At 52.3% G+C, this 19,311-nt stretch carries 16 protein-coding genes; 1 reads left to right on the forward strand and 15 read right to left on the reverse strand.

Features of this window, described 5'->3' with window-relative positions; all coding sequences use genetic code 11:
• Window positions 1-20: 20 nt before the first annotated feature.
• The 15 genes from ABFZ84_RS01075 to ABFZ84_RS01145 all read right to left on the reverse strand — a co-directional run bounded on the left by ABFZ84_RS01075 (window position 21) and on the right by ABFZ84_RS01145 (window position 17,280).
• A complete protein-coding gene (locus tag ABFZ84_RS01075; RefSeq protein ID WP_369311899.1) occupies window positions 21-548 on the reverse strand; it encodes a periplasmic heavy metal sensor in 528 nt (175 codons plus the stop codon).
• Entirely contained in the window at window positions 533-1,003 is a 471-nt protein-coding gene (locus ABFZ84_RS01080; RefSeq protein ID WP_369311901.1) for a hypothetical protein, read from the reverse strand. Before ABFZ84_RS01080 ends, ABFZ84_RS01075 begins: the two co-directional genes overlap by 16 nt.
• Window positions 978-1,577 carry an RNA polymerase sigma factor gene (locus tag ABFZ84_RS01085; protein WP_369311903.1) on the reverse strand — a complete coding sequence of 200 codons (600 nt, stop codon included), beginning with the start codon at window positions 1,575-1,577 and terminating at the stop codon, window positions 978-980. Before ABFZ84_RS01085 ends, ABFZ84_RS01080 begins: the two co-directional genes overlap by 26 nt.
• Window positions 1,578-1,641: 64 nt before the next feature.
• Window positions 1,642-2,064 (reverse strand): EF-hand domain-containing protein, encoded by a 423-nt coding sequence (locus ABFZ84_RS01090; RefSeq protein ID WP_369311905.1) that lies wholly within the window; start codon window positions 2,062-2,064, stop codon window positions 1,642-1,644.
• 44 nt (window positions 2,065-2,108) lie between these two features.
• Window positions 2,109-3,272 carry a glycine cleavage T C-terminal barrel domain-containing protein gene (locus ABFZ84_RS01095; protein ID WP_369311907.1) on the reverse strand — a complete coding sequence of 388 codons (1,164 nt, stop codon included), beginning with the start codon at window positions 3,270-3,272 and terminating at the stop codon, window positions 2,109-2,111.
• On the reverse strand, window positions 3,269-4,873 hold the full coding sequence (locus tag ABFZ84_RS01100; RefSeq protein WP_369311909.1) for a phytoene desaturase family protein: 1,605 nt from the start codon (window positions 4,871-4,873) through the stop codon (window positions 3,269-3,271). The genes ABFZ84_RS01095 and ABFZ84_RS01100 overlap by 4 nt, the downstream gene beginning before the upstream one ends.
• Window positions 4,866-6,203 (reverse strand): hypothetical protein, encoded by a 1,338-nt coding sequence (locus ABFZ84_RS01105; RefSeq protein ID WP_369311911.1) that lies wholly within the window; start codon window positions 6,201-6,203, stop codon window positions 4,866-4,868. Before ABFZ84_RS01105 ends, ABFZ84_RS01100 begins: the two co-directional genes overlap by 8 nt.
• Window positions 6,204-6,224: 21 nt before the next feature.
• Window positions 6,225-9,095, reverse strand: a complete 2,871-nt coding sequence (locus ABFZ84_RS01110) for a bifunctional [glutamine synthetase] adenylyltransferase/[glutamine synthetase]-adenylyl-L-tyrosine phosphorylase (RefSeq protein ID WP_369311913.1) — start codon at window positions 9,093-9,095, stop codon at window positions 6,225-6,227.
• Between the two features lie 105 nt (window positions 9,096-9,200).
• A complete protein-coding gene (locus ABFZ84_RS01115; protein WP_369311915.1) occupies window positions 9,201-9,485 on the reverse strand; it encodes an HU family DNA-binding protein in 285 nt (94 codons plus the stop codon).
• Between the two features lie 192 nt (window positions 9,486-9,677).
• Window positions 9,678-11,102, reverse strand: coding sequence for a sensor histidine kinase (locus ABFZ84_RS01120; RefSeq protein WP_369311917.1), 1,425 nt, complete (start codon window positions 11,100-11,102; stop codon window positions 9,678-9,680).
• Between the two features lie 7 nt (window positions 11,103-11,109).
• Window positions 11,110-11,790 (reverse strand): response regulator transcription factor, encoded by a 681-nt coding sequence (locus ABFZ84_RS01125; RefSeq protein ID WP_369311919.1) that lies wholly within the window; start codon window positions 11,788-11,790, stop codon window positions 11,110-11,112.
• A gap of 110 nt (window positions 11,791-11,900) precedes the next feature.
• Window positions 11,901-13,412 carry a Do family serine endopeptidase gene (locus tag ABFZ84_RS01130; protein WP_369311921.1) on the reverse strand — a complete coding sequence of 504 codons (1,512 nt, stop codon included), beginning with the start codon at window positions 13,410-13,412 and terminating at the stop codon, window positions 11,901-11,903.
• A 113-nt stretch (window positions 13,413-13,525) separates the two neighbouring features.
• On the reverse strand, window positions 13,526-14,746 hold the full coding sequence (locus ABFZ84_RS01135) for a bifunctional alpha/beta hydrolase/OsmC family protein (RefSeq protein ID WP_369311923.1): 1,221 nt from the start codon (window positions 14,744-14,746) through the stop codon (window positions 13,526-13,528).
• 96 nt (window positions 14,747-14,842) lie between these two features.
• On the reverse strand, window positions 14,843-16,264 hold the full coding sequence (locus ABFZ84_RS01140; protein WP_369311925.1) for a hypothetical protein: 1,422 nt from the start codon (window positions 16,262-16,264) through the stop codon (window positions 14,843-14,845).
• Window positions 16,265-16,356: 92 nt separating this feature from the next.
• Window positions 16,357-17,280, reverse strand: a complete 924-nt coding sequence (locus ABFZ84_RS01145; protein WP_369311927.1) for a DnaJ C-terminal domain-containing protein — start codon at window positions 17,278-17,280, stop codon at window positions 16,357-16,359.
• A gap of 240 nt (window positions 17,281-17,520) precedes the next feature.
• On the opposite strand from ABFZ84_RS01145, the gene ABFZ84_RS01150 reads away from it, so the two are divergent.
• Complete coding sequence (locus ABFZ84_RS01150) at window positions 17,521-19,311, forward strand: DUF885 domain-containing protein (protein ID WP_369311929.1); 1,791 nt, start codon at window positions 17,521-17,523, stop codon at window positions 19,309-19,311.

Consider the following 19,311-nt stretch of genomic DNA (forward strand, 5'->3'; position numbering starts at 1 on the left):
TCAGCAAGACTTTTGCGTGTTTACTCGTCGCGTGGCGGTTCTGGTGGACGATCACCTTTTCCGCCTTTTTTGTTACGCCGTCGTTTTTTATATTCTTTGCGGCGTGCATCCGCAGCCTCGATCAGACGCGCACGTTCCGCCGCAGGCAATTTTTCAAACGCATTCACAAATGCTTTGTTGAAGAATACATATTTTCGATCTTGAATTTCGCGAATTTCATCAAGCTTTGCATTAATCGCGTCACCGTCCCACGGATCAGCACTCATTAACGTGCCCAGCTCATCACGCAGCTCATGCATCCGATGATGCTCTTCACGTAAGTTTGGCAATTGCTTTTTAAACTCACCGCGAAACTCGTCTCGCAGTTCAGGTGACAGCTCTTCTGCATAACGCATAAGCTTAAACGGGTCGTCCAACCCAGAGCGGTGACGACCTTCACTTTTGGCGGGCGGCGGATCACCAGCGATAAACCGCCCCGACATATGCCCGATGGCAAAAATGTTCAGGCCCAATGAGGCAACAAGTAATATAATCAGTCCTCGTCCCATTGAAGGGTCTCCTCATCCGTCAAGCCAGAGAATGTAAGGCCATTCTCAATATAGGAAAGCGCCTCAGATTCGGGCGGAACCGGCGTCTGGGCAGAGGCCGACACAATACCCGATGCAACGCCCATAGCACCAATCCCCGCCAAAAGCCCGGCTGGGGCAAGCCGTATTCGTGGCAATGATCGACGCAAACGCGCAATCCAACCAACCGCAATGGGCGCATTATCGAATTGTGCGAGCACTCGGCGCTCCAAATCCTCCGCCATACGCGGCGCTGTCGCCGCGTTCAAAAAGCCATCAAGCATTTCAGCTTCGTTACGAATTTCGGGTACGTCATCCAACAGCGGGCCATATTGCTCGCGCAGTTCGGCTGGCCAGCGGGCGCTATCAGCGCCATACGCATCACAAATCTCGCGCAGTCTATTCATCTGTTCAGTTGACATGGCTACTTTGCTCATCGTCCATCTTCCCCATCAAATGTTCACGCATTGGTGCCAGCATGTCGCGCAATTTGCGTCGTCCGCGTGCCAATAATGATTCCAAAGCATCAACACTAATCTCCATTATCTCAGCAGCTTCGATATTCGTCATTTCCTGATAATGACATAACGTAATCGCCATTCTTTGCCGTTCAGGTAGCTTTTCCAACGCTTCGTCAATCGCGAAACGCCGCTCACTGAGAAACAGTGACTGATCCTGACGATCAGCACTATCGGCCCGTTCCGGGGCCGCATCTTCTGGTACGTCTCTTTTGGTTTTGCGCAACTGATCTACACAGATATTCATTGCGACACGGTATAACCAAGTCTCAAATTTTGCGCCTTGCGGTTTCCACTTCGACGCATGCCGCCACAATCGCAAGAAAGTCTCTTGCACCGCATCTTCTGCGGCATGCTTATTACCGAGCATTCTATATGACGCTGCATAAATCATATTCGTATGCCGCTCCACGAGCATCGCCGCCGCGGTTCTATCACCGTTGCCAGCGCGCTTAACCAGCGCTTCACTGCTATCCGTTTCTTGTTCCAACAAAGCGCCAGTCTTGTTCTTTTCCCGGTCACACCATTATGACATGATCGGAATTCTTGGACGTCAATTACTGATCACCGCGACGTTTGCCTTTATGCCCATGCCGACGCTTTTGTTCGTCTTCGGAAAGAATGCCATCGTTATTCTTGTCCATCTTGTCAAAACGAGCTTCGGCAGCATCCATAAATTCACTGCGATCTATAACGCCATCGTCATTTTTATCGGGATTGCGTTTCTCGCGGCGCTCCGCACGCTTTTTCTCGTGATGAGCTTTAAGTTCGGATTTTGAAACCGATCCATTGCCGTCTGTATCCGCTGCCGACAGAAAATCCCTATTTTTAGCGGCCATCTCTTCGGCGGTAATTTCGCCGTCACCATTAGTGTCCAAACGATCCCAACGACCATCACCCTTGCCATCCGCCGCAAACGCGCCCGCCGAAATAAGGACGGTGCCAGCAGCTGCCAGGGTAGCAATAGTAAACTTTTTCATAGCGTTCCTCTAGGTTTTCGCCTTTCCAGCACCTGTTAAACGCGTCACCGCCGAAAATCCGTCGCGCGGCCCTGCTCGCTCACAAAACGGTGTTCTAGAGCGCTTTCCGTGGTTTCAAACCGCTTTGCGGCAACCCTACCGTCCTCAGGCGTCAGCATCGCAATTTCGTAGTCCGCCCCCCTGCATGAGGCGCTGACATCTGCAAAAACCAACACCCGCTTGCGCGCAGGCGACCACGCACAACTGGTCACGCGGCCAACGTTTTTGCCACCCTGAAAAACCGCGGCCCCCGGCATTGATTGTTCTGCATCCAGCGATAGCGAAACCAAGCGCCGTTCGGGATGCCCCGCTGATTTACGTAACGCCCGTCGGCCATTAAACCATCCGCCATCAAGAGGGGCCAAATGCGCGAGACCTAACTCTTCAGGGGTACGTTTCGCGCCGCCGTCGCGACGGTCAGACGGAATAAAATCCAGGCCCGCCCGGGGCACACCGCTCTCAAGACGCAGAACATCAAGCGCATCAAGCCCGATGGGCCGTGCAATGCTTCGCCGAATTATCCGTTCCCAAATGGTCAACGCATCATCTTTTGGAAAGATCAGTTCGACACCATGGATACCGCCGAATTGAAGCGGGCGAGCTGCGGTCTCAACACCGCGCAAAACGCCAGAAGCCGCAAATGTTTCGCTAACAGATTTCAATCCAGCAGCACTTAAAACGCTTCCTGTTTGCGGGCCTAGAATGCCAAGTGCGGCTACATCGCCTGAGATATCCTGTGTTTCCAACTCCATACCGCGCGCCGCCAGATCAATACGCCGAGCATGAGGACCGGGCAACGAAACCAAAAACAACTCTTCGCTTAGGCGAGAAACTTCGGCGAGATCAATTACATGCCCCTGGTCATCCAAGACTAGTCCACGTGCGCCTTCCCCCACATGAAGCGAGATCGCGGGTGCCGTGGTTAATCGGCTGAGAAAATTCGCGGCATCCTTACCCCTCACGGCATATCGCGCCATCGGTCCAAAATCGGCAATTACGGCAGTATTTCTTGCGGCCTCATACTCCTCTCCTACCGCTGTATATACGCGCGCAGCCGTCCATCCGTTTACGGATGTCCAAAGGTTAGCTTCACTGACCGATGCGGCCGCCGAAAACAAAGGCGTGGGACGCGGTGCATCGGCAAAAATATCTTCGGCAGCAAAGATCATGGCGCGCCCCTCTTATAGTCACGTAAAGCGGTCTTGGCGGCGGCCCGCCCGGCAGAACAGGAAATACCACCACCGATCTGCGCCTCCGGCCCACAAAAATAAAAACCGCCGATTTTTGCCGCACTGGTGACTGTGCGCGCTGTCGCCCATTGCTGAATAATATCTGGTTTGCTGGCATAAGATTGGGCGGTCGCCCCGGTATTTTTTGCATCATCAGCAGGCAATCGCAGATCAACAGCTTCAATTCGCTCCGATAAATCGGACGCGAAGATTTCGATATTACTGAGAAGCGCTTTCTTGATCTCTTCACGGCGCACCTCATCCGGTGTCTTATCAAATGGCAAGGGATGCGCCATCACAGACATAAGTTGCCGTTTTTCGAGCGAGCGCTCTTGGTCCAGGGCCGTCGGAAAAATCGCTTCTATAATTAATTTTTCGGGAATTCGGCCCGCACGCGCATCCATAAAAGCAGCTGACAATTCTTCGGGTGTCGGTGTGAATACGAGCCGCCGCGTCATATTCTTACGAGTCGCATCATCCTGAGCGACCCCTTTTAATAAAAGATGTAATCGTGCCGAGCCTATGTCACTTTGCGACACGCTCAGCATGCGTTGTAGTTCTATATCAATCAGCTTGGGACCGATCATATCCATATAAGCTTGTTTCGCATCAATAGCAGCGACAACAATATTGGCGCGAAGTTGCCCCCCATCTTTAAGTGTGACGCCCGCCACCCGGTCACCTTCAATTAGAATTGACCGAACCGGCGTCGCAGCCCGAACATCTACTTTCGCAAGCTGCGCAGCACGACGTAACGCAGTGATCACCGACATCACCCCGCCCTTGGGGTAAGCGACGGCACCTTGCAGGCCAGCGGCCTCCCCTGCATAGCGACGGATCAGCGACATAAAACTAAATGCTTCAAAAGGGGGAACACCTGAACGAAAGGATGCTTCACTTAGAAGTAAAGCTCTCAACCGTGTATCGCCAAGCCGTGCACGCAAAATGTTGTCCGCTGTCCCGAATAGTACACGGTCGATCCGCTCGGATACTTCAGTCGGAAGCGACGCTAGGATTTTTTCCAATCTACGGTCACCATCCTTTTCCGCGAACACAGACATATTGAACGCTGGTCGCAGACGATCTGCGATTTCCAGCATTTCGCTCATGAATGTTTCGAGACGCTCGCGATCAGCATCATCATCTAAAGATAACAACGCCGCCTGGGCGAGATCACCGTCGAAACGCAAAACCTCGCCATCATCAAAGTAATAAGTCGTATCCAAACGGCGCGCAGCATACTCAAGTCCGTGCCGATACAAATCCAACTCTGCAACAACATCTGGATCAAGCACTGTTACCAAATGCTCACCGTCTACCACAGGCACATCGGGCGCAATTTCCCGAACGGCGACTTTCCCGCCGATCTCTTTTCCTGCCCCCACCAAAACCGTTTTTAATCCAGCGCGTCCAAGATACGCCGCTGCAGCAAGCCCATCAGCACCCGCACCAATGACTATCGCGTCGATGCCACCTTCGATCCGGCCCGGTAGCCGTTCATCATCAGGCATCACCATATGTTCGTCAGCATTATCACTCATCGCGGGCGATGACCTCGTCAATCAAACTCACGGCAGCACTAATGGTGTTGTGTTGGGACGATTGAATAATGATACGATCATTACCAGCAAAGGGTGATTTCCCTAGGAACGGTGTTATCACATCCGTCTCGGTTCGGCGTATCTGAGGGGACAGGCCAGGAATTCGGCTCGTCAGACGTTCCTTTATAAGAGCCGCGGCGGCTTGTCGGTCTTGCCCGGTCCATCCCCGCCATTCTCCATCTTCAAAGAACGCACCCGGAAGATAAGATGATCGCGCGACAATCTCACCATGTCTTGTGAATTCAAACTCTACGGGGAGCTTTTTAGGAAACCGCCCCGCAACAGCTTTATCACGCGCTACCTGCAAGTCCGAAGGATCATCTATTATTTGGAATATATCCGTATTATCGCCCAGCGGTAAATCAACCATCTCCGCCAGCTTGAATTTAACACTGAAAGTTGCATGCCCCGCTGCTGCATTGATCGGAGCATCTAGATGTTCATGTGCACCAAATTGCCGGGCGGTATCAGGTGTCGCAAAGAAAATATATTTAGCCTTAAAGCGTTCATCCGTTCCGACAGAAAGTGAAAGATACTTTCCATTCGCCGGTGTGATCTCTGTTACCCTACCCGACAAAAAAGTTACGCCTTCTTGCTGGCATATTTTTTCAAGAATTGACCTAATGCTCGGCGTATTTTTATCAGGCCGGACACGCCAAGATGCTTCGTCAAGAAAATGAACAAGCGCCGCCGCAGAGCCTCGCTCTTTTGGACCGAATCCAGACGGAGAGAGCGCATGTGCAGCCAGATGCGTTTTCAAAGCGTCGTCACTAAAATAATCATTAAGCACATCTATGCATGGACCAAACATACGTGCTGCGCGGTCGAGGGCGTATGGGTCAGCCAATAACGCGGCAAACCCTTTGCGCGACGATATCTGCGCAGAATATTGCAGCGAAGACAGATAATTATCATCATTCAGACTGACAATTTCATTTTGGAAATCAGGCCATAACAGGTGATCTTTGATATCAGCAGCAACCAGTGAATTCACTGTATCGCGATTAGTTGCATGGGTCGAAACGGCTTTTGAACCGTTTAACAAAGTCACCCGCGCGCCTACAGGCACTAATGAAAGGTCATAATCCTGTAGATCGAGCCGTCGCCAAACAAAGTTTGGAACCGCTGATGTCGACGCAACGAAGTTTTTGCGCCGTGCATCATCCTTTTTCAACACCCCTATACGCGCACCGGATTTCGCAGCACAAGCAGCCGCACACAAAGCTGGTTCTTCGTCGCCTACGATCAATATGTCGAACGGGCCCATCATGAAGCAGTCGTTGGCTTCATTCTAAACACGCGCATTCCGTTCACCAATTTTTTTGGTAAAAAGTTGCGCCACTTGATCCTGATGGTCTTTCAATACTGTTTCCGCTTTTTCTATTTCTTCTTCTCCGCATACAGATGCCATTCGACTTCGTAGCGCTTCACCTGCGCGTTCAGGCGCAAAGACACCGCCCGTTGCTGCGCGGCTTGCCTGTAAAACCGCTTCGAACATTGAATGCGCATCAATCAGAATCATCGCGTCGGATTTTGTCAGTTTTTCTTTCTCTTCAAACCACTTCAACGATAGCCTCACTGGTCGTGGCGGTCGGCCAACCTCATGGGCATAGCGCAGTGTCAAATATTGGCAAATGAATGCAATATCCGTTAGCCCGCCAACTACATTTTTAACATCCCAAGCGCTCATTCCGGGTTTTGCTGCATCAAGACGCATCCGCATATTGGCAATATCAATTCCCAATGTTTCCACATCTCTAACACGCGCCAAGATAGAATTGATCTCAGCTTCAACTTTGTCTGCCAATGCGCCCGCAGGACCAATCACCCGTGCCTTCACAAGTGACATTACTTCCCATGTCCAAGCCTCATCCATGTAATAATTATGGAACGCAGAAAAACGCACCGCAGCAGGCCCCGCCTTACCCGATGGACGCAACTGCATATCGACCTCATAGAGCGCGCCCTCTTCCGTTGCCGCCGAGAGGGCCGTTACAGCGCGGCGCACGAACCGACTGAAATATTCGACGACACCTAACGAGCGCTTACCGTCAGACATTGCTTCATTTTGGGCATCATAAACAAACATAAGATCAATGTCTGATGTAGCAGTCATCTCACCTGCACCCAACCGACCTAACCCTATTACAACAAACGCACCATCAATGTTGCCGTGTTGTAATTTCATTTCCTCCATTGCCGCTGCGAGCAACGAATTAATCGCGGCATCCGCAATTTTCGTAAAATGCGCCGAAGCATCGCTAGGCGCAATTAACCCCACACCAAGTTGTGCTGTGACCTGAAACTTTTGCTCACCGACCCAACGTCGCGCCGCGTTCAACGCAGCCTCGTAATCGGGCGCATTGGCAACCGTAGCGGCACATGCTTCCGCATATGTAGATGGTAATGGCGGCGGCGCAGACCAACGATTGTCTAATAGTCGCTCGATCAAATTCACACGCTTCGAAAACTCTCGTCCGAGATATGGCGATATTGTCATGATGCGAATAAGTGCGTCAAAAACATCAAGATTATTTAAGAAGAGAGAGAAAATCTGAACACCGGCCGGTAGACGTTCGAGAAAACCCTCAAACGCAAAAAAGGCCTCGTCAGGGTCACTGGCTTTTGCTAGCGACTCCAACAATGGCGGCACCAGCTTGGTCAAGAGCGTTCTTGCCCGTTCTGTCTTGGTCGCGCGCATTGCCCCGGTGTGCCAACGCCGGATAGCAGCGCTCACATCCGCCGCGCGCTTAAATCCTAGCCCTTCCAGCGTATCAAGCGTCGCCGGATGCGCATCGACCCCGGTAAACACCATTGGGCCCAGACGTTTTTGTGGGTCTTCGTCATCTTCGAACAACGCATCATAACACTTTTCAACTGCGTGCAATGTATCCATCATTTTGTGTCGAAATGACGCTGAATCATCTGCACCAGAAAAAACCGAGAGTCGCGCAATATCGTTCTGTGACGCCGGCAAGCGATGAGTCTGCTCATCATTGATCATCTGAAGCCTGTGTTCCACATGCCGCAAATAGAGATAAGACGCCGTCATAATATCACGCGACTCTTCGTCGATCGCATTGACTTCAGCCAGCGCCTTAAGCGCATCAAGCGTCGCGCGATGACGTAATGCTGGGTTTTTGCCGCCTAAGATCAACTGTTGTGTTTGCGCATAAAATTCGATTTCACGAATACCGCCGCGCCCAAGCTTTACGTCATGCCCTTCAAACGCAACATCACGACCACCCTTTGCAGAATGCATTTGTCTTTTGACCGCATGCACATCCTCAATGGTGGCATAGTCAAAATATTTTCGCCAAATAAATGGACGCAAGGTTTTCAAAAACTCTTCACCCAGAGCAACGTCACCCGCACATGGCCGCGCCTTGATAAAGGCCATACGTTCCCAGTTTTGACCATATGATTCATAATACGCCTCAGCGGACCGAACAGAAACTGCCGGAGCTGTCGCTCCGGGGTCCGGTCGCAAACGCAGATCAGTCCGAAATACGTACCCATCGGCAGTCTGCATTTGCATTTGATTGACAAGCTCGCGTGCGATACTAACCGCATATTTTTGCGCATCAAAACGATCCGCATCCATACGTTCTGGATCAAACAAAACAACAAGGTCAATATCGCTAGAGTAATTCAGCTCAAATGCACCGTGCTTGCCCATGGCAAGGATGACAATGCCGTCCGTACTTTCGAGTTTAGACCGATTGATAGCGCCTTGTAACGCACCCTGCACCGCAGCATCGGCAAATCGCGATAACGCACCAGTCGCGGTCATGACATCCCAAACGCCACCAATATCTGCAAGTGCGATGACAAGCGCAGCATCCGCTTTCGCCTCTCGCAGTGCTTTCATTTGCGTATGGGCGCCACCCTCATTTGCTGAGGTGAGTGCATTTCTTATTGCTGCGGCAAGACAGTCTTCTGGAGGTGACGAAAGGAACTCCACAAGCTTGCTTTTTCGGCGCACCAACAAGCGGCGTAAATACGGTGAGGCACTCGCTACGGCATTTAAGAACTCATTCGCACTGCCCGGCAATTCGGCGAGTGCATCGGCGCATTCGTCGCGAAAGCGCTGCGCTGCATCCGGATCATAAACCGCAGGCGCGCACTGAATGCGATCAGTGAGACTTTGTTGGTCTTTCATGCAACCTAAGTTGACATTGGCCGGGTTAAAAAATCCAGCAAAAAAACCGCTGATGAACAAATTCCACCAGCGGTTTCGCGTAGACTAATGTTTTGGTTCGATCGGCTAACAGCCAGCCGCATCTTTCAATGAAGATGACGGGCGGAACCGCAAGCTTTTTGACGCTTTGATTTTAATTTCTTCGCCTGTGCGCGGATTGCGCCCCTTGCGGGCTGCGCGTTTGGAAACTGTAAAGGTGCCAAAAGTGCCAATGGTATATTTTCCGTCTTTTTTAGCGCGCTTTAGACCATTTTCGATTTCGCCAAAAACCAACTCCACGACGCGCTTCGCTTCTGCGTTGCTCATGTCGCCTGCTTGCGCAACATTCGCAATAAATTCTGCCTTGCTCATATTATTTCCCTCACGAAAATGCGGCCGGAAACATTCTGAAAAGGCCGCGATTGCAGATAGGTTTATCCCCCAAAGTGAGAACTGATTTTCCCCATCACGCAAGGACAAAGGCACTCAATGCCTGTTACAAACTGGCATTTATGGCCAATCGAATCACTTTTCTGATTCGTTCGCAGCAGGAGCGCCGCTCACTTACTCCGGTGGTCCGAAAATCATAACTATCCGTAGGCCAAACGAATCGCCATTCTTTTGCGGCAGTCCGTCGGTTAGCTCCAACGTCGCCCCATGGGCCCGAGCAATCGCTGACACCAATGATAGCCCCAGCCCGCTGCCCGGTGTTGTCCGGCTTTGTTCAAGCCGCACAAACCGCTCAAACACGCGGTTTCTATCCTCTTCTTTGATACCAGGGCCATCATCCGAAACCGACAAAATTGCGCCACCCGCTTTTGAAGGCTCAACCCGCAATTCTATGTGTGATCCGCCCTCGGCATATTTCAATGCATTATCGAGGAAGTTTGCAATCGCCTGAGAGACAAGCTCGCGCGAGCCTTTTATCGCCGGTGTTGGCGCGGTAATGAACGTAAACTCAAACCCGGAATCCTGCGCCGCAGGTTCGTAAAGCTCCGCCATTTCCTCGGCGATCGCTACAATATCAATAGGCTCCATCACGCCAGCCCCCTCGCCCGAACGAATTCGGGCGATAGACAACAGCGCATTAAACGTCGCCAATACCTTATCGGAATCATCAATGGTCGCGCGCAATGCGATGTCTTTATCATCGTCGGAGCCTTCGAGCGCACTGTTTAACCGGTTGCGAATTCGCGTTAATGGCGAGCGCAAATCATGGGCAATGTTGTCACTGACATCGCGCATACCGGCCATTAAGCGCTCGATTTGATCGAGCATTGAATTCAGGTTCTTACCCAGATCATCAAGCTCATCACCCGACCCAGTGGTCGGAATCCGTTGAGAAAGATCACCACCGCGAATGGCCCGTGTGGTTTTATTGACCACCTCCACACGGCGCAAAAATGACCGCGAAAACATAAGCCCGATGACCACACCGAAAGCGATTGTGACTAGTGCGGCGCGCGTCACCACGCTTTGGGAACGACTGCGTAGAAATTCCCGCCCTGCCACATCGCGCGCGACAACAACAAGGTATGATTGTTCTGCATCCGGAGCAGCGCGGAACCGCATCATCTTGCCGCGGGCTTCGCGTTGCTGAATACCAACCTCACGCCCCGCAGCATCGACCAATGGTTTTTCAAATTTGAAGTTGAAAAAATCACCCTCACCCGTAAGAGCTTCGGGTGGTAGCGCGGTCAAATTCCCCGCGAGAACAGCACCAGATGGCGCGCCGATAAGCATATAAATCGCGTCATCTGACCATGCGACCCGCTGCCGAATCACGCGGGTTAACATCCCTGAGCCGCTAGTTGAGAACAGATCGGCGAGGACGCTAATTTCGCTGTCGATCACCGTATCTGTTTGCTTTGCGGCCTCGCCAAAGGTCGCACTGTAGAGATATGCCCCCAGCGCCGCCATCGCCCCCGCAAACAACACGACATAGATGATCGTGAAGCGGAACGATGTCGTGCGCAGTATACGGAGCATTGCGTTCCTATGGCTCTTCAGAGAGCCTGTAACCCGCGCCTCGAATCGTCTTTAACAATGGTTTGTCAAAGTCTTTATCAATTTTAGCGCGAAGCCGCGAAATGTGAACGTCAATAACATTAGTTTGCGGATCAAAATGATATTCCCAGACATTTTCTAATAGCATTGTCCGTGTAACCACTTGCCCGGCATGGCGCATTAAATATTCCAATAAACGAAATTCACGTGGCTGTAGGTCAATTTTTGTTTCCGCACGACGAACCGTCCGCGTCAAAACATCAAGCTCAAGATCAGCCACTTGGAACCGTGTCGTGACTCCAGTTGGTTGCGCACGGCGACGCCCAAGCGCTTCGATACGCGCCAGTAATTCGGAAAAAGCATAAGGCTTTACAAGATAATCGTCGCCCCCGGCCTTGAGACCTGAAACCCGATCATCAACTTCACCCAAAGCAGAGAGAAACAATGCCGGCGTTTCGTCGCCATCGTCGCGGCGCTTTGACAACAAAGAAAGCCCATCCATCTTTGGCAACATACGGTCAATAACAAACGCATCATAACCGCCCGAATTCGCCATATTCAGACCGGCCTCACCGTCAAGCGCGTGGTCAACCACATGCCCCGCTTCCCGAAGGCCTTTTGCGACATACGCCGCTGCCTCTGCATCGTCTTCAACCAAAAGGATTCGCATAAGTTCACCTTACATTAAAACTGGCGACATGGATAGAAAACAGCGCCCCAAGGACAACCCGCAACCCCTAATGGGGGTGCGAGCGCACGAGGAGCGCCATTAGACAATTCCTACTCGCTATCTAGTGATAACGCGCCGAACTGTCTGTTTGATCCAAATTGCATGCGTAAAAGTACGGCATCTTTTTTAGATTTTTTCGCATTGGCTAATTTGCTGCGAAGATCATTGCCGGAATCAACAGCCTCACCATCAACCTGAAGAATAACAACGCCAGGCTGGAGGCCCGCTTCTTGGGCCGGGCTACCCGGGCGAACCGCCGTTACAACAACGCCGTTCACGTCATCCGGCACCCGGAATTGCTGGCGCAACATGTCTGTTAGCTCAGATACTCGCAAACCAATATCAGCAGCCAGAGAATCATTGTCGTTTGACGGCACTTCGGCTTGCGCGACTTCTTGGTCTTCATCGCGCGCGCCTAGCGTGACGGTCAGGTTACGGACCTTACCATCGCGATGAACTTTTACGTCAATTTTTTTACCGGGCGGGAATGACGCCACACGCCGCGATAGCGCATTCGCCGTATCGACCGTATCGCCTTCAATACCAAGAATAACATCGCCATCGCGAAGCCCAGCTTTTTGAGCTGGTGTGCCATCAATCACATCAGCAACCAACACGCCTTTGTCGTCTTTTAGGCCGATCGCAGCAGCAATTTCGTTGGTGACTTCTTGTAATTGAATACCCAGCCAACCACGGGTTACAGAACCGCTTTCGATAAGCTGTGCAACCATATCTTTGGCGACACGCGCGGGAATAGCAAAGCCGATACCGACGCTACCCCCATTAGGTGAAAAGATTGCGGTGTTAACGCCGACAACCCGACCCTTAAGATCAAATGTCGGACCACCTGAGTTACCGCGATTGATCGGTGCATCGATCTGGAGGAAATCGAGATACTGGTTTTCGCGGTTCTGGCCACCGATTGCAGAGACGATCCCGCTCGTGACCGTGCCGCCAAGACCAAACGGATTACCCACAGCAACAACCCAATCGCCAACACGCAGATTCACATCATCTGCGAATTCAACATAGGCCTGTCCTTTGATCGGCTCGATCTTGAGAACAGCAAGGTCTGTCAACGGATCAGTACCAACGACGGTAGCATCAACCTCATCGCCGTTAGCCAACCGGACTTTGACGCTGTCAGCATCGGCTACAACGTGGTTATTCGTAACCACATGCCCTTCGCGATCAATAAAGAACCCCGAGCCTTGGGCTTGCATGCTCTGAGTGCCGCCATCGTCAAAATCTTCTTGGGGGGCCGTGTCTGGGTCGCCAAATCGGAAATTGAACAGACCATCCAGACCTTGCGGAAGGCGCGGTCGTTCGACTTCGCGTTCGACCAAAACACTCACAACGGCCGGGCTGACGCGCTCAACCAGATCCGCGAATGATAGCGTACCGTCGGCGGCCAGTGGCGGTGCCATCAAGCGGGGTGCTTGGGCATCAGCCGTTGAAAATCCAAAACCCGCTATTGTTAACGCGGTTGCTGCAACACCCGCCGCGAGAACCGCAACCGGACGCTTAGATGATCGTTTTGTAATCTGTGACGTCAACTTCATATTCCTTCTCTGCCCTCTACTCTGAAAGCGCCCCAATATCGTGACCATAAGGTAAGTAATCACGAAAGGACGTTATCAAAGCGGTCTGGCCCCATTAAAATTTGTTAAAAATATCAAACGATTCGGGAGTTTACGGTGACCCCCTCGGTTAAGACCCGATGAACCGGGCATTTGTCGGCAATTTCAAGCAGCCGTGCTCTCTGGGTTTCGTCGAGATCCCCGGTGATCCGCAGCTCCTTTTCGAGCAAATGCGGCACATGCGCGTCTTCAGATTTCGCACGACGGATTCGAATTTCCACGTCTTCCACGTTCCACTTCTTGCGACGGGCATACATTTTGATGGTCATAACACCGCAAGCGGCCAATGCGGCCTCCAGCGTTCGCGTCGGGTTCGGGCCGAGGTCATGCCCGCCATCTTCTTTACCAGCGTCGATGAGCATCGGGTACCCATCAATCGAAAGCGCAACCGCAAATGGCTCTCCCGAAATATTTTGGGCCAATGCCCCGCCGTTAAATGCGGGTGCCGATTGCGCTGGTTCTGGCGTAGCAGCAATGATCTCCTTCGCCGGTCCATCAATGAAACGTCCCGCCCATGCTTCAAGCACCGAGGCAGCATAATGCGCATCTTTCGGGCTCGACAATAAGTGATCGGCCGTATCCAAACTAACAAAACTTTTGGGATGTTTCGCAGCCACAAAAATCTTGGTTGCGTTTTCAATACCTACCGTTTGATCAAGCGGCGCATGCATAATCAATAATGGTTTTTTCAGGCGGGATGCGCTTTCAAGTACATTCTGGTTTTCGATATCATCAAGGAATTGCTTTTTGATTGTGAAAGGCCGCCCAGCAAGCTTTACAGTCGCGTGGCCCTTTTCTTCAATTTCCGCACGGCTTTCGCCAATTTGCATTGCTACATGATCGGCCTCGGCTGGGGCACCGATAACCGCTACGCCCTTAACCTCAGGAATACGCTCCGCCGCAACGAGCGCCGCCGCGCCACCCAAAGAATGACCTATAATCAAACTCGGTGCCGAGTATGTTGTACGCAGATAATCAGCGGCGCTCACAAGGTCATCAACATTCGAAGAGAAATTCGTGTTTGAAAAATCGCCCTCCGACGAGCCAAGACCAGTGAAATCAAAACGAAGCACGGCAAAACCCGCAGCCCTTAAAGCGCGGGCCAGTTCGCGTGCGGATTTGATGTCTTTGGTACAAGAAAAACAATGCGCAAACAGCGCAAAGGCGCGTGGTGATTGCGCCGGAAGCTCAAGCGCTGCGGCAAGCGTTTCACCGGTCTTGGTTTTGAACTCTGTCTTTTTTGTCTCGCCTGTCATTAGCTGCGCCCTTTCGCGGTTCAATCTGTCGTCCGGCGCTTCTCAGTGCCATGACCATCCCCTGCGCCCATATGCGCAGCAAACGCAAAGATAGACCTAAACGGTCACAGCCGCAGCGGCCGCACGGTCACGGATCAAGCCCGCTTCATCACTTTTCAGTAAGGGGCCAATCACAGATAGAGTTTGATCGAGTAGTCGCCGCGCCGCCGCACGATCATTGCCTTCTGCCGCGCGAATTTCGGCGACCAAATCATTGGCATAGGTTTTAGCCTGATCATGGGCACCGTCAGTAATAGATTGGGCATTGACCGGATCATCGCCCAACCGACGGGCATCAAGCGGGGCCGCTACGATCAACTCCACCGCACTTTTCGCATCATTGACAATTTCAGGCGCAAGTGGTCGCGCAAAATCAGGTCGTGGCGGCGCAAGTCGACTGGATCCACCTGCTCGACGCACCGGCAATGCATCCCGCATGTTGGCCAGTGCCAACTCCATAAATCGCGCATGGGCTTCGCTAGCGATATCCCGGCAAGCTTCAATCCGGTTGACAAAAACATTGTCGCCCGTCCGTGTTGCCTGCCGCATAAGGCCATCAGCATATTCCGCAAAATAGGAAATTCGCGCCATAGCCGACTGTGCATCAAGTGGCAACGCGCATGCACGCTCCAATGCGCGTGCTAATTCCTCTATGTCTTCGAACAAACTTTCAGGCAACGCCATCACCGCATCTCGCGCATCATGAAGTTGCTCGTCGGCGCTACGGGCGAGATGGTAATAAACCCCAAGCGCACGCCATGGGGCCTCCAGCCGCCCCTTTAGCGCCAACAAAACATAGGAACCCAAAAAAGGGGACTGTTCGTGAGCAGATAAAAATAACTTTCGCAAATGAAAGAACTGCTCTTCATTGAGTGATGGCGAGGACGATGGCACGACCGCACGAAGGTCCTTCAATATGTCGATTGCGGGCAATAAATGTCGCAGTTCTTCAAGGTCGAAAAACGCGCCCTCACCGCCAAGCTCTGATATTAGCTCCGTCTCAAATTCGGAATTCGCTTGCGCCCGAGAGAACAAGCGCCCAAGCCCCGCCTCAGCGGCCAAGTAAAGCGACGCTAATAAACCATCCGCCTCTGCACCCGCGCGATAAGCATCGTCTAATGCGGCGGCGGCCATGGCCGCCTCTGTCAATGTCGGGTCCGTCATCATCAAACGCCAAATTGGCTCTAACGATGTTCGTGCAATTTGCGCCCTGCGCTTTTTACCAGTTCGTATGCTGATAAAATAATCTTCGAACGGTTCAAAAAATGACCGTTTTGCATTTTGTGGTCGCGCGGGCAGTGACGCACTTCGCGATGCTATCCGTTGGCGTAGATCCTCAAGAACGGCATTATGGGGAATACCCTTGCCCCCAACAGCGCGATCAATCTCTAGCGCAGAAAACAACTTCACCGCAGCGGCCACGGGCAACTCGCCCAAAAAGGCACTTAGGCGTTCTCTTTTGCGCGGAGAAAGTGTCATCAGTTTTATTCTTGCTCGCCGTCGAATTGTAAGTCGTCAGAAAGGGGCTATCGGTACGATTTTAACAGCCAGCGGTCAAACACGGACCAGCTTTAAGCACCTGCGAAATCTTTGCGGGACTTTTCGCTCTTCCACTTTTTAACAAAGTCTTCGAGCTCGGCATCCCCCCCATCGGGGAGAACAATCTTGAGCTTCACATACTGATCACCAGCCCCGCCGGATTTACCCTTGGGCACGCCGCGTCCCCGAAGACGTAGAACAGTGCCTGAGCTAGAATATTTCGGTACATTGACCGAAACATCTCCGGCGATTGTTGGGGCCGTTACCTTGCCGCCCAAAACGGCTTGCTTGATGCTGATCGGTACATCAACGTGAATGTCATCGCCTTTGCGTTCAAACATCGAATGTGGCCGAACTTTTACTTCCACATAAACATCGCCAGAACCGCCGGGGCCACGTTCGCCTTGTCCCTTTAGGCGCAAAGTTTGACCATCTTCGAAACCCGCCGGAATCGACAAATCAAGATTGCGTCCATCGGGCATGGTTACGCGCTTTTTCGCACCATTGACCGCATCAAGAAAATCTACGTCGAGCCGGTAGCGCACATCGCGTCCGCGCGCTTGCTGCGCCGAAGCGCGCTGTCGTGCGCCGAACAGGTCTGAAAAAATGTCACCAAAGTCTTCAAAATTGGCCCCAGCACCGGGACCACCGCCTGGCCCACCGGGACCCGCACCATAACCGCCGCCCTGGGCACCGCGCTGCGACCATTGCCCAAACGGATTGGCGCGTTCGCGGCCATCATCGTCTAATTCGCCATGATCGTATTTTTTCCGGCGCTCGCTATCGCCCAGAATCTCAAACGCGGCAGAAATTTCTTTGAATTTGTCTTCAGCTTTTTTGTCATCGGGATTGCGATCCGGATGATATTTTTTGGCAAGCTGACGAAAAGCCGTACGGATTTCTGCATCCGTCGCCTTCGGGGATAGTCCTAAAACGATATAAGGGTTTCGTGCCAAGGCCCGTTTCTTCCTCTTACTTCACCAAAGTGGGCGCAACCAGCTGCGCCCACGGCCATAGAGATAAGTGATTTTGTCCCAAATTGAAGTGTTTAGAGTTAATTTTGACCAGGAAAAATCACTCAAAACCATTGTTGTTTTAGGTAACTTACCCCCTTTTTGCCACGCCTTAGCGCATCGCCATAGGCACTGACCAACAGCCCGTGATACCCCACAGACAACATAAAAAATGGGGATATCATGAAAAAAACGATTTTGTTGCTGGCCTGTTCTACACTTTTGCTTGTCGCCTGTGACAGCCAAAACAACACGGCGCGATCCGAGGGAACTGCGAATCAAGACTTCCGAGCCACTGAAACCGCCGAGGATGTGACCGTCATCGCTGATGATTATATCAATGCGATGGCCGATGTTCATCCGCTGTATCTGGTCGCAACGGGCCTTGCCGCGGATTACGGCATTTCGAACACCGCTTTTGAGGATATCAGCCCGGAAGCCACCGCCCGCTTCGAGGCTGCCGAAGATCAATTACTTTCCCGGATTAATATGGTTGATCCGGATAATATCGAAAACCGCAATGATTGGGTCTTGCATCAATCGCTGAAAGAAACTCTCGAAGCAAGCATTCAGATGCGGGTGTGTAAAACGCCGCTTTGGTCGCTCAATCATATGAGTGGCTGGCAGAACTCGCTGGGGCAGATCGTTCCCCTGCAACCGGTTTCCACCGCCGAAGAACGTACCGATGCGCTGGAACGCTGGGCAAAACTGCCCGCATATCTGGCGCATGACCGCGCCAATCTCGAGGCCGGATTAGCCCAAGGGTATTCCGCACCCAAACGGGTTGTTGCACGCGTCATCAAACAGCTCGACATCGCACTTGCGACACCCCCAGCCGAATCGCCCTTTATCGGTTTTATCAAAAACGCAGAAGACGCACCGGAATTTAGCTCAGCCGCTGAACGATTGGTCATCGACAAACTAAACCCCGCGATTGCATCTTATCGTGCGTTTTTGAATGACACCTATATGCCCGCTGCGCGAGATGCGCTGGCGGTGACGGCCCTGCCCGATGGCGACGCCTGCTACGAGGCATTTCTGCGTCTGTTTCATGGCGCGAACATTGGATCGAAAGCCACCTTTGAGAACGGCCAAAAGGCCGTAGCGGCCAATATGGCAGGACTTCTTGATCGCGGTGAAGAGGTCTTTGGCACGCGCGATCTTGGAGAAATTTTGGCCCAAGTCAAAGACGCTCCGGGCAACCGATTTGAAACCGAGGAAGAGTTGATCAGCTTTACCCGCGATCAAGTCGCCCACACCCGCGAAAAATCTGAACCCTTCTTTAGCGCACTTCCAGAACAAGAAATGGTGGTTGAACCGTATCCGGATTATCTTAAAGGCACCGGGCAATCGTCTCGATACGAACCCACCGAAGCGGAAAAAGGGCCTGCAACCTATCGGATCAATACAGACGATTGGGCAGAGCAAACGCGCGGCGAAGCGATGGTGGTGGTCGTTCACGAAGGTTGGCCGGGACACCATTTGCAATTAGCAACCTTTACTGAAAAAGGTGACCTGCACCCCGCGATGAAACTGCTGGGTTCTTCGGCCGCTGTCGAAGGTTGGGCGCGCTATGCCGAAGCACTTGCTGAAGAAGCGGGCATCTATCACAACGTCTACGGAGAGATTACGCGACGCGCATGGCCCGCACGCGGCATGGTCGGAGACCCCGGCCTTCATGCCTATGGTTGGACCAACGAAGAAACCGCAGCCTATTTCATAGAAACCGGAAACTTTAACGAAGAAACCGCAGAGGTTTTGCTTGACCGCATGGCCGTCATTCCGGGCCAGTTGACCGGCTATGACACAGGCGGTCTAGAGATTTTTGCCCTGCGCCGCGAAGCCGAAGAACGGCTTGGCGACCGGTTTGATATTCGCGCCTTCCACGATCATGTCCTCGAAGTTGGTATGGCCCCGATTTCCGTCATACGCGCAAATGTCGAAGCATGGATTGAGGAAGAAGCCGCTCAATAG

Origin of the sequence: Hyphococcus lacteus (assembly GCF_041058985.1) — a bacterium.
In the GTDB taxonomy this organism is placed as follows: Bacteria; Pseudomonadota; Alphaproteobacteria; order Caulobacterales; family Parvularculaceae; genus Hyphococcus; species Hyphococcus lacteus.

Bases quoted from the DNA above. Each gene is read 5' to 3' on its own strand.
- ABFZ84_RS01105 (WP_369311911.1), bottom strand. From the start codon at position 6,203: ATGATGGGCCCGTTCGACATATTGATCGTAGGCGACGAAGAACCAGCT.
- ABFZ84_RS01150 (WP_369311929.1), top strand. From the start codon at position 17,521: ATGAAAAAAACGATTTTGTTGCTGGCCTGTTCTACACTTTTGCTTGTC.
- ABFZ84_RS01130 (WP_369311921.1), bottom strand. From the start codon at position 13,412: ATGAAGTTGACGTCACAGATTACAAAACGATCATCTAAGCGTCCGGTT.
- ABFZ84_RS01120 (WP_369311917.1), bottom strand. From the start codon at position 11,102: ATGCTCCGTATACTGCGCACGACATCGTTCCGCTTCACGATCATCTAT.
- ABFZ84_RS01115 (WP_369311915.1), bottom strand. From the start codon at position 9,485: ATGAGCAAGGCAGAATTTATTGCGAATGTTGCGCAAGCAGGCGACATG.
- ABFZ84_RS01080 (WP_369311901.1), bottom strand. From the start codon at position 1,003: ATGAGCAAAGTAGCCATGTCAACTGAACAGATGAATAGACTGCGCGAG.
- ABFZ84_RS01100 (WP_369311909.1), bottom strand. From the start codon at position 4,873: ATGAGTGATAATGCTGACGAACATATGGTGATGCCTGATGATGAACGG.
- ABFZ84_RS01090 (WP_369311905.1), bottom strand. From the start codon at position 2,064: ATGAAAAAGTTTACTATTGCTACCCTGGCAGCTGCTGGCACCGTCCTT.
- ABFZ84_RS01075 (WP_369311899.1), bottom strand. From the start codon at position 548: ATGGGACGAGGACTGATTATATTACTTGTTGCCTCATTGGGCCTGAAC.
- ABFZ84_RS01135 (WP_369311923.1), bottom strand. From the start codon at position 14,746: ATGACAGGCGAGACAAAAAAGACAGAGTTCAAAACCAAGACCGGTGAA.
- ABFZ84_RS01140 (WP_369311925.1), bottom strand. From the start codon at position 16,264: ATGACACTTTCTCCGCGCAAAAGAGAACGCCTAAGTGCCTTTTTGGGC.
- ABFZ84_RS01125 (WP_369311919.1), bottom strand. From the start codon at position 11,790: ATGCGAATCCTTTTGGTTGAAGACGATGCAGAGGCAGCGGCGTATGTC.
- ABFZ84_RS01095 (WP_369311907.1), bottom strand. From the start codon at position 3,272: ATGATCTTTGCTGCCGAAGATATTTTTGCCGATGCACCGCGTCCCACG.
- ABFZ84_RS01110 (WP_369311913.1), bottom strand. From the start codon at position 9,095: ATGAAAGACCAACAAAGTCTCACTGATCGCATTCAGTGCGCGCCTGCG.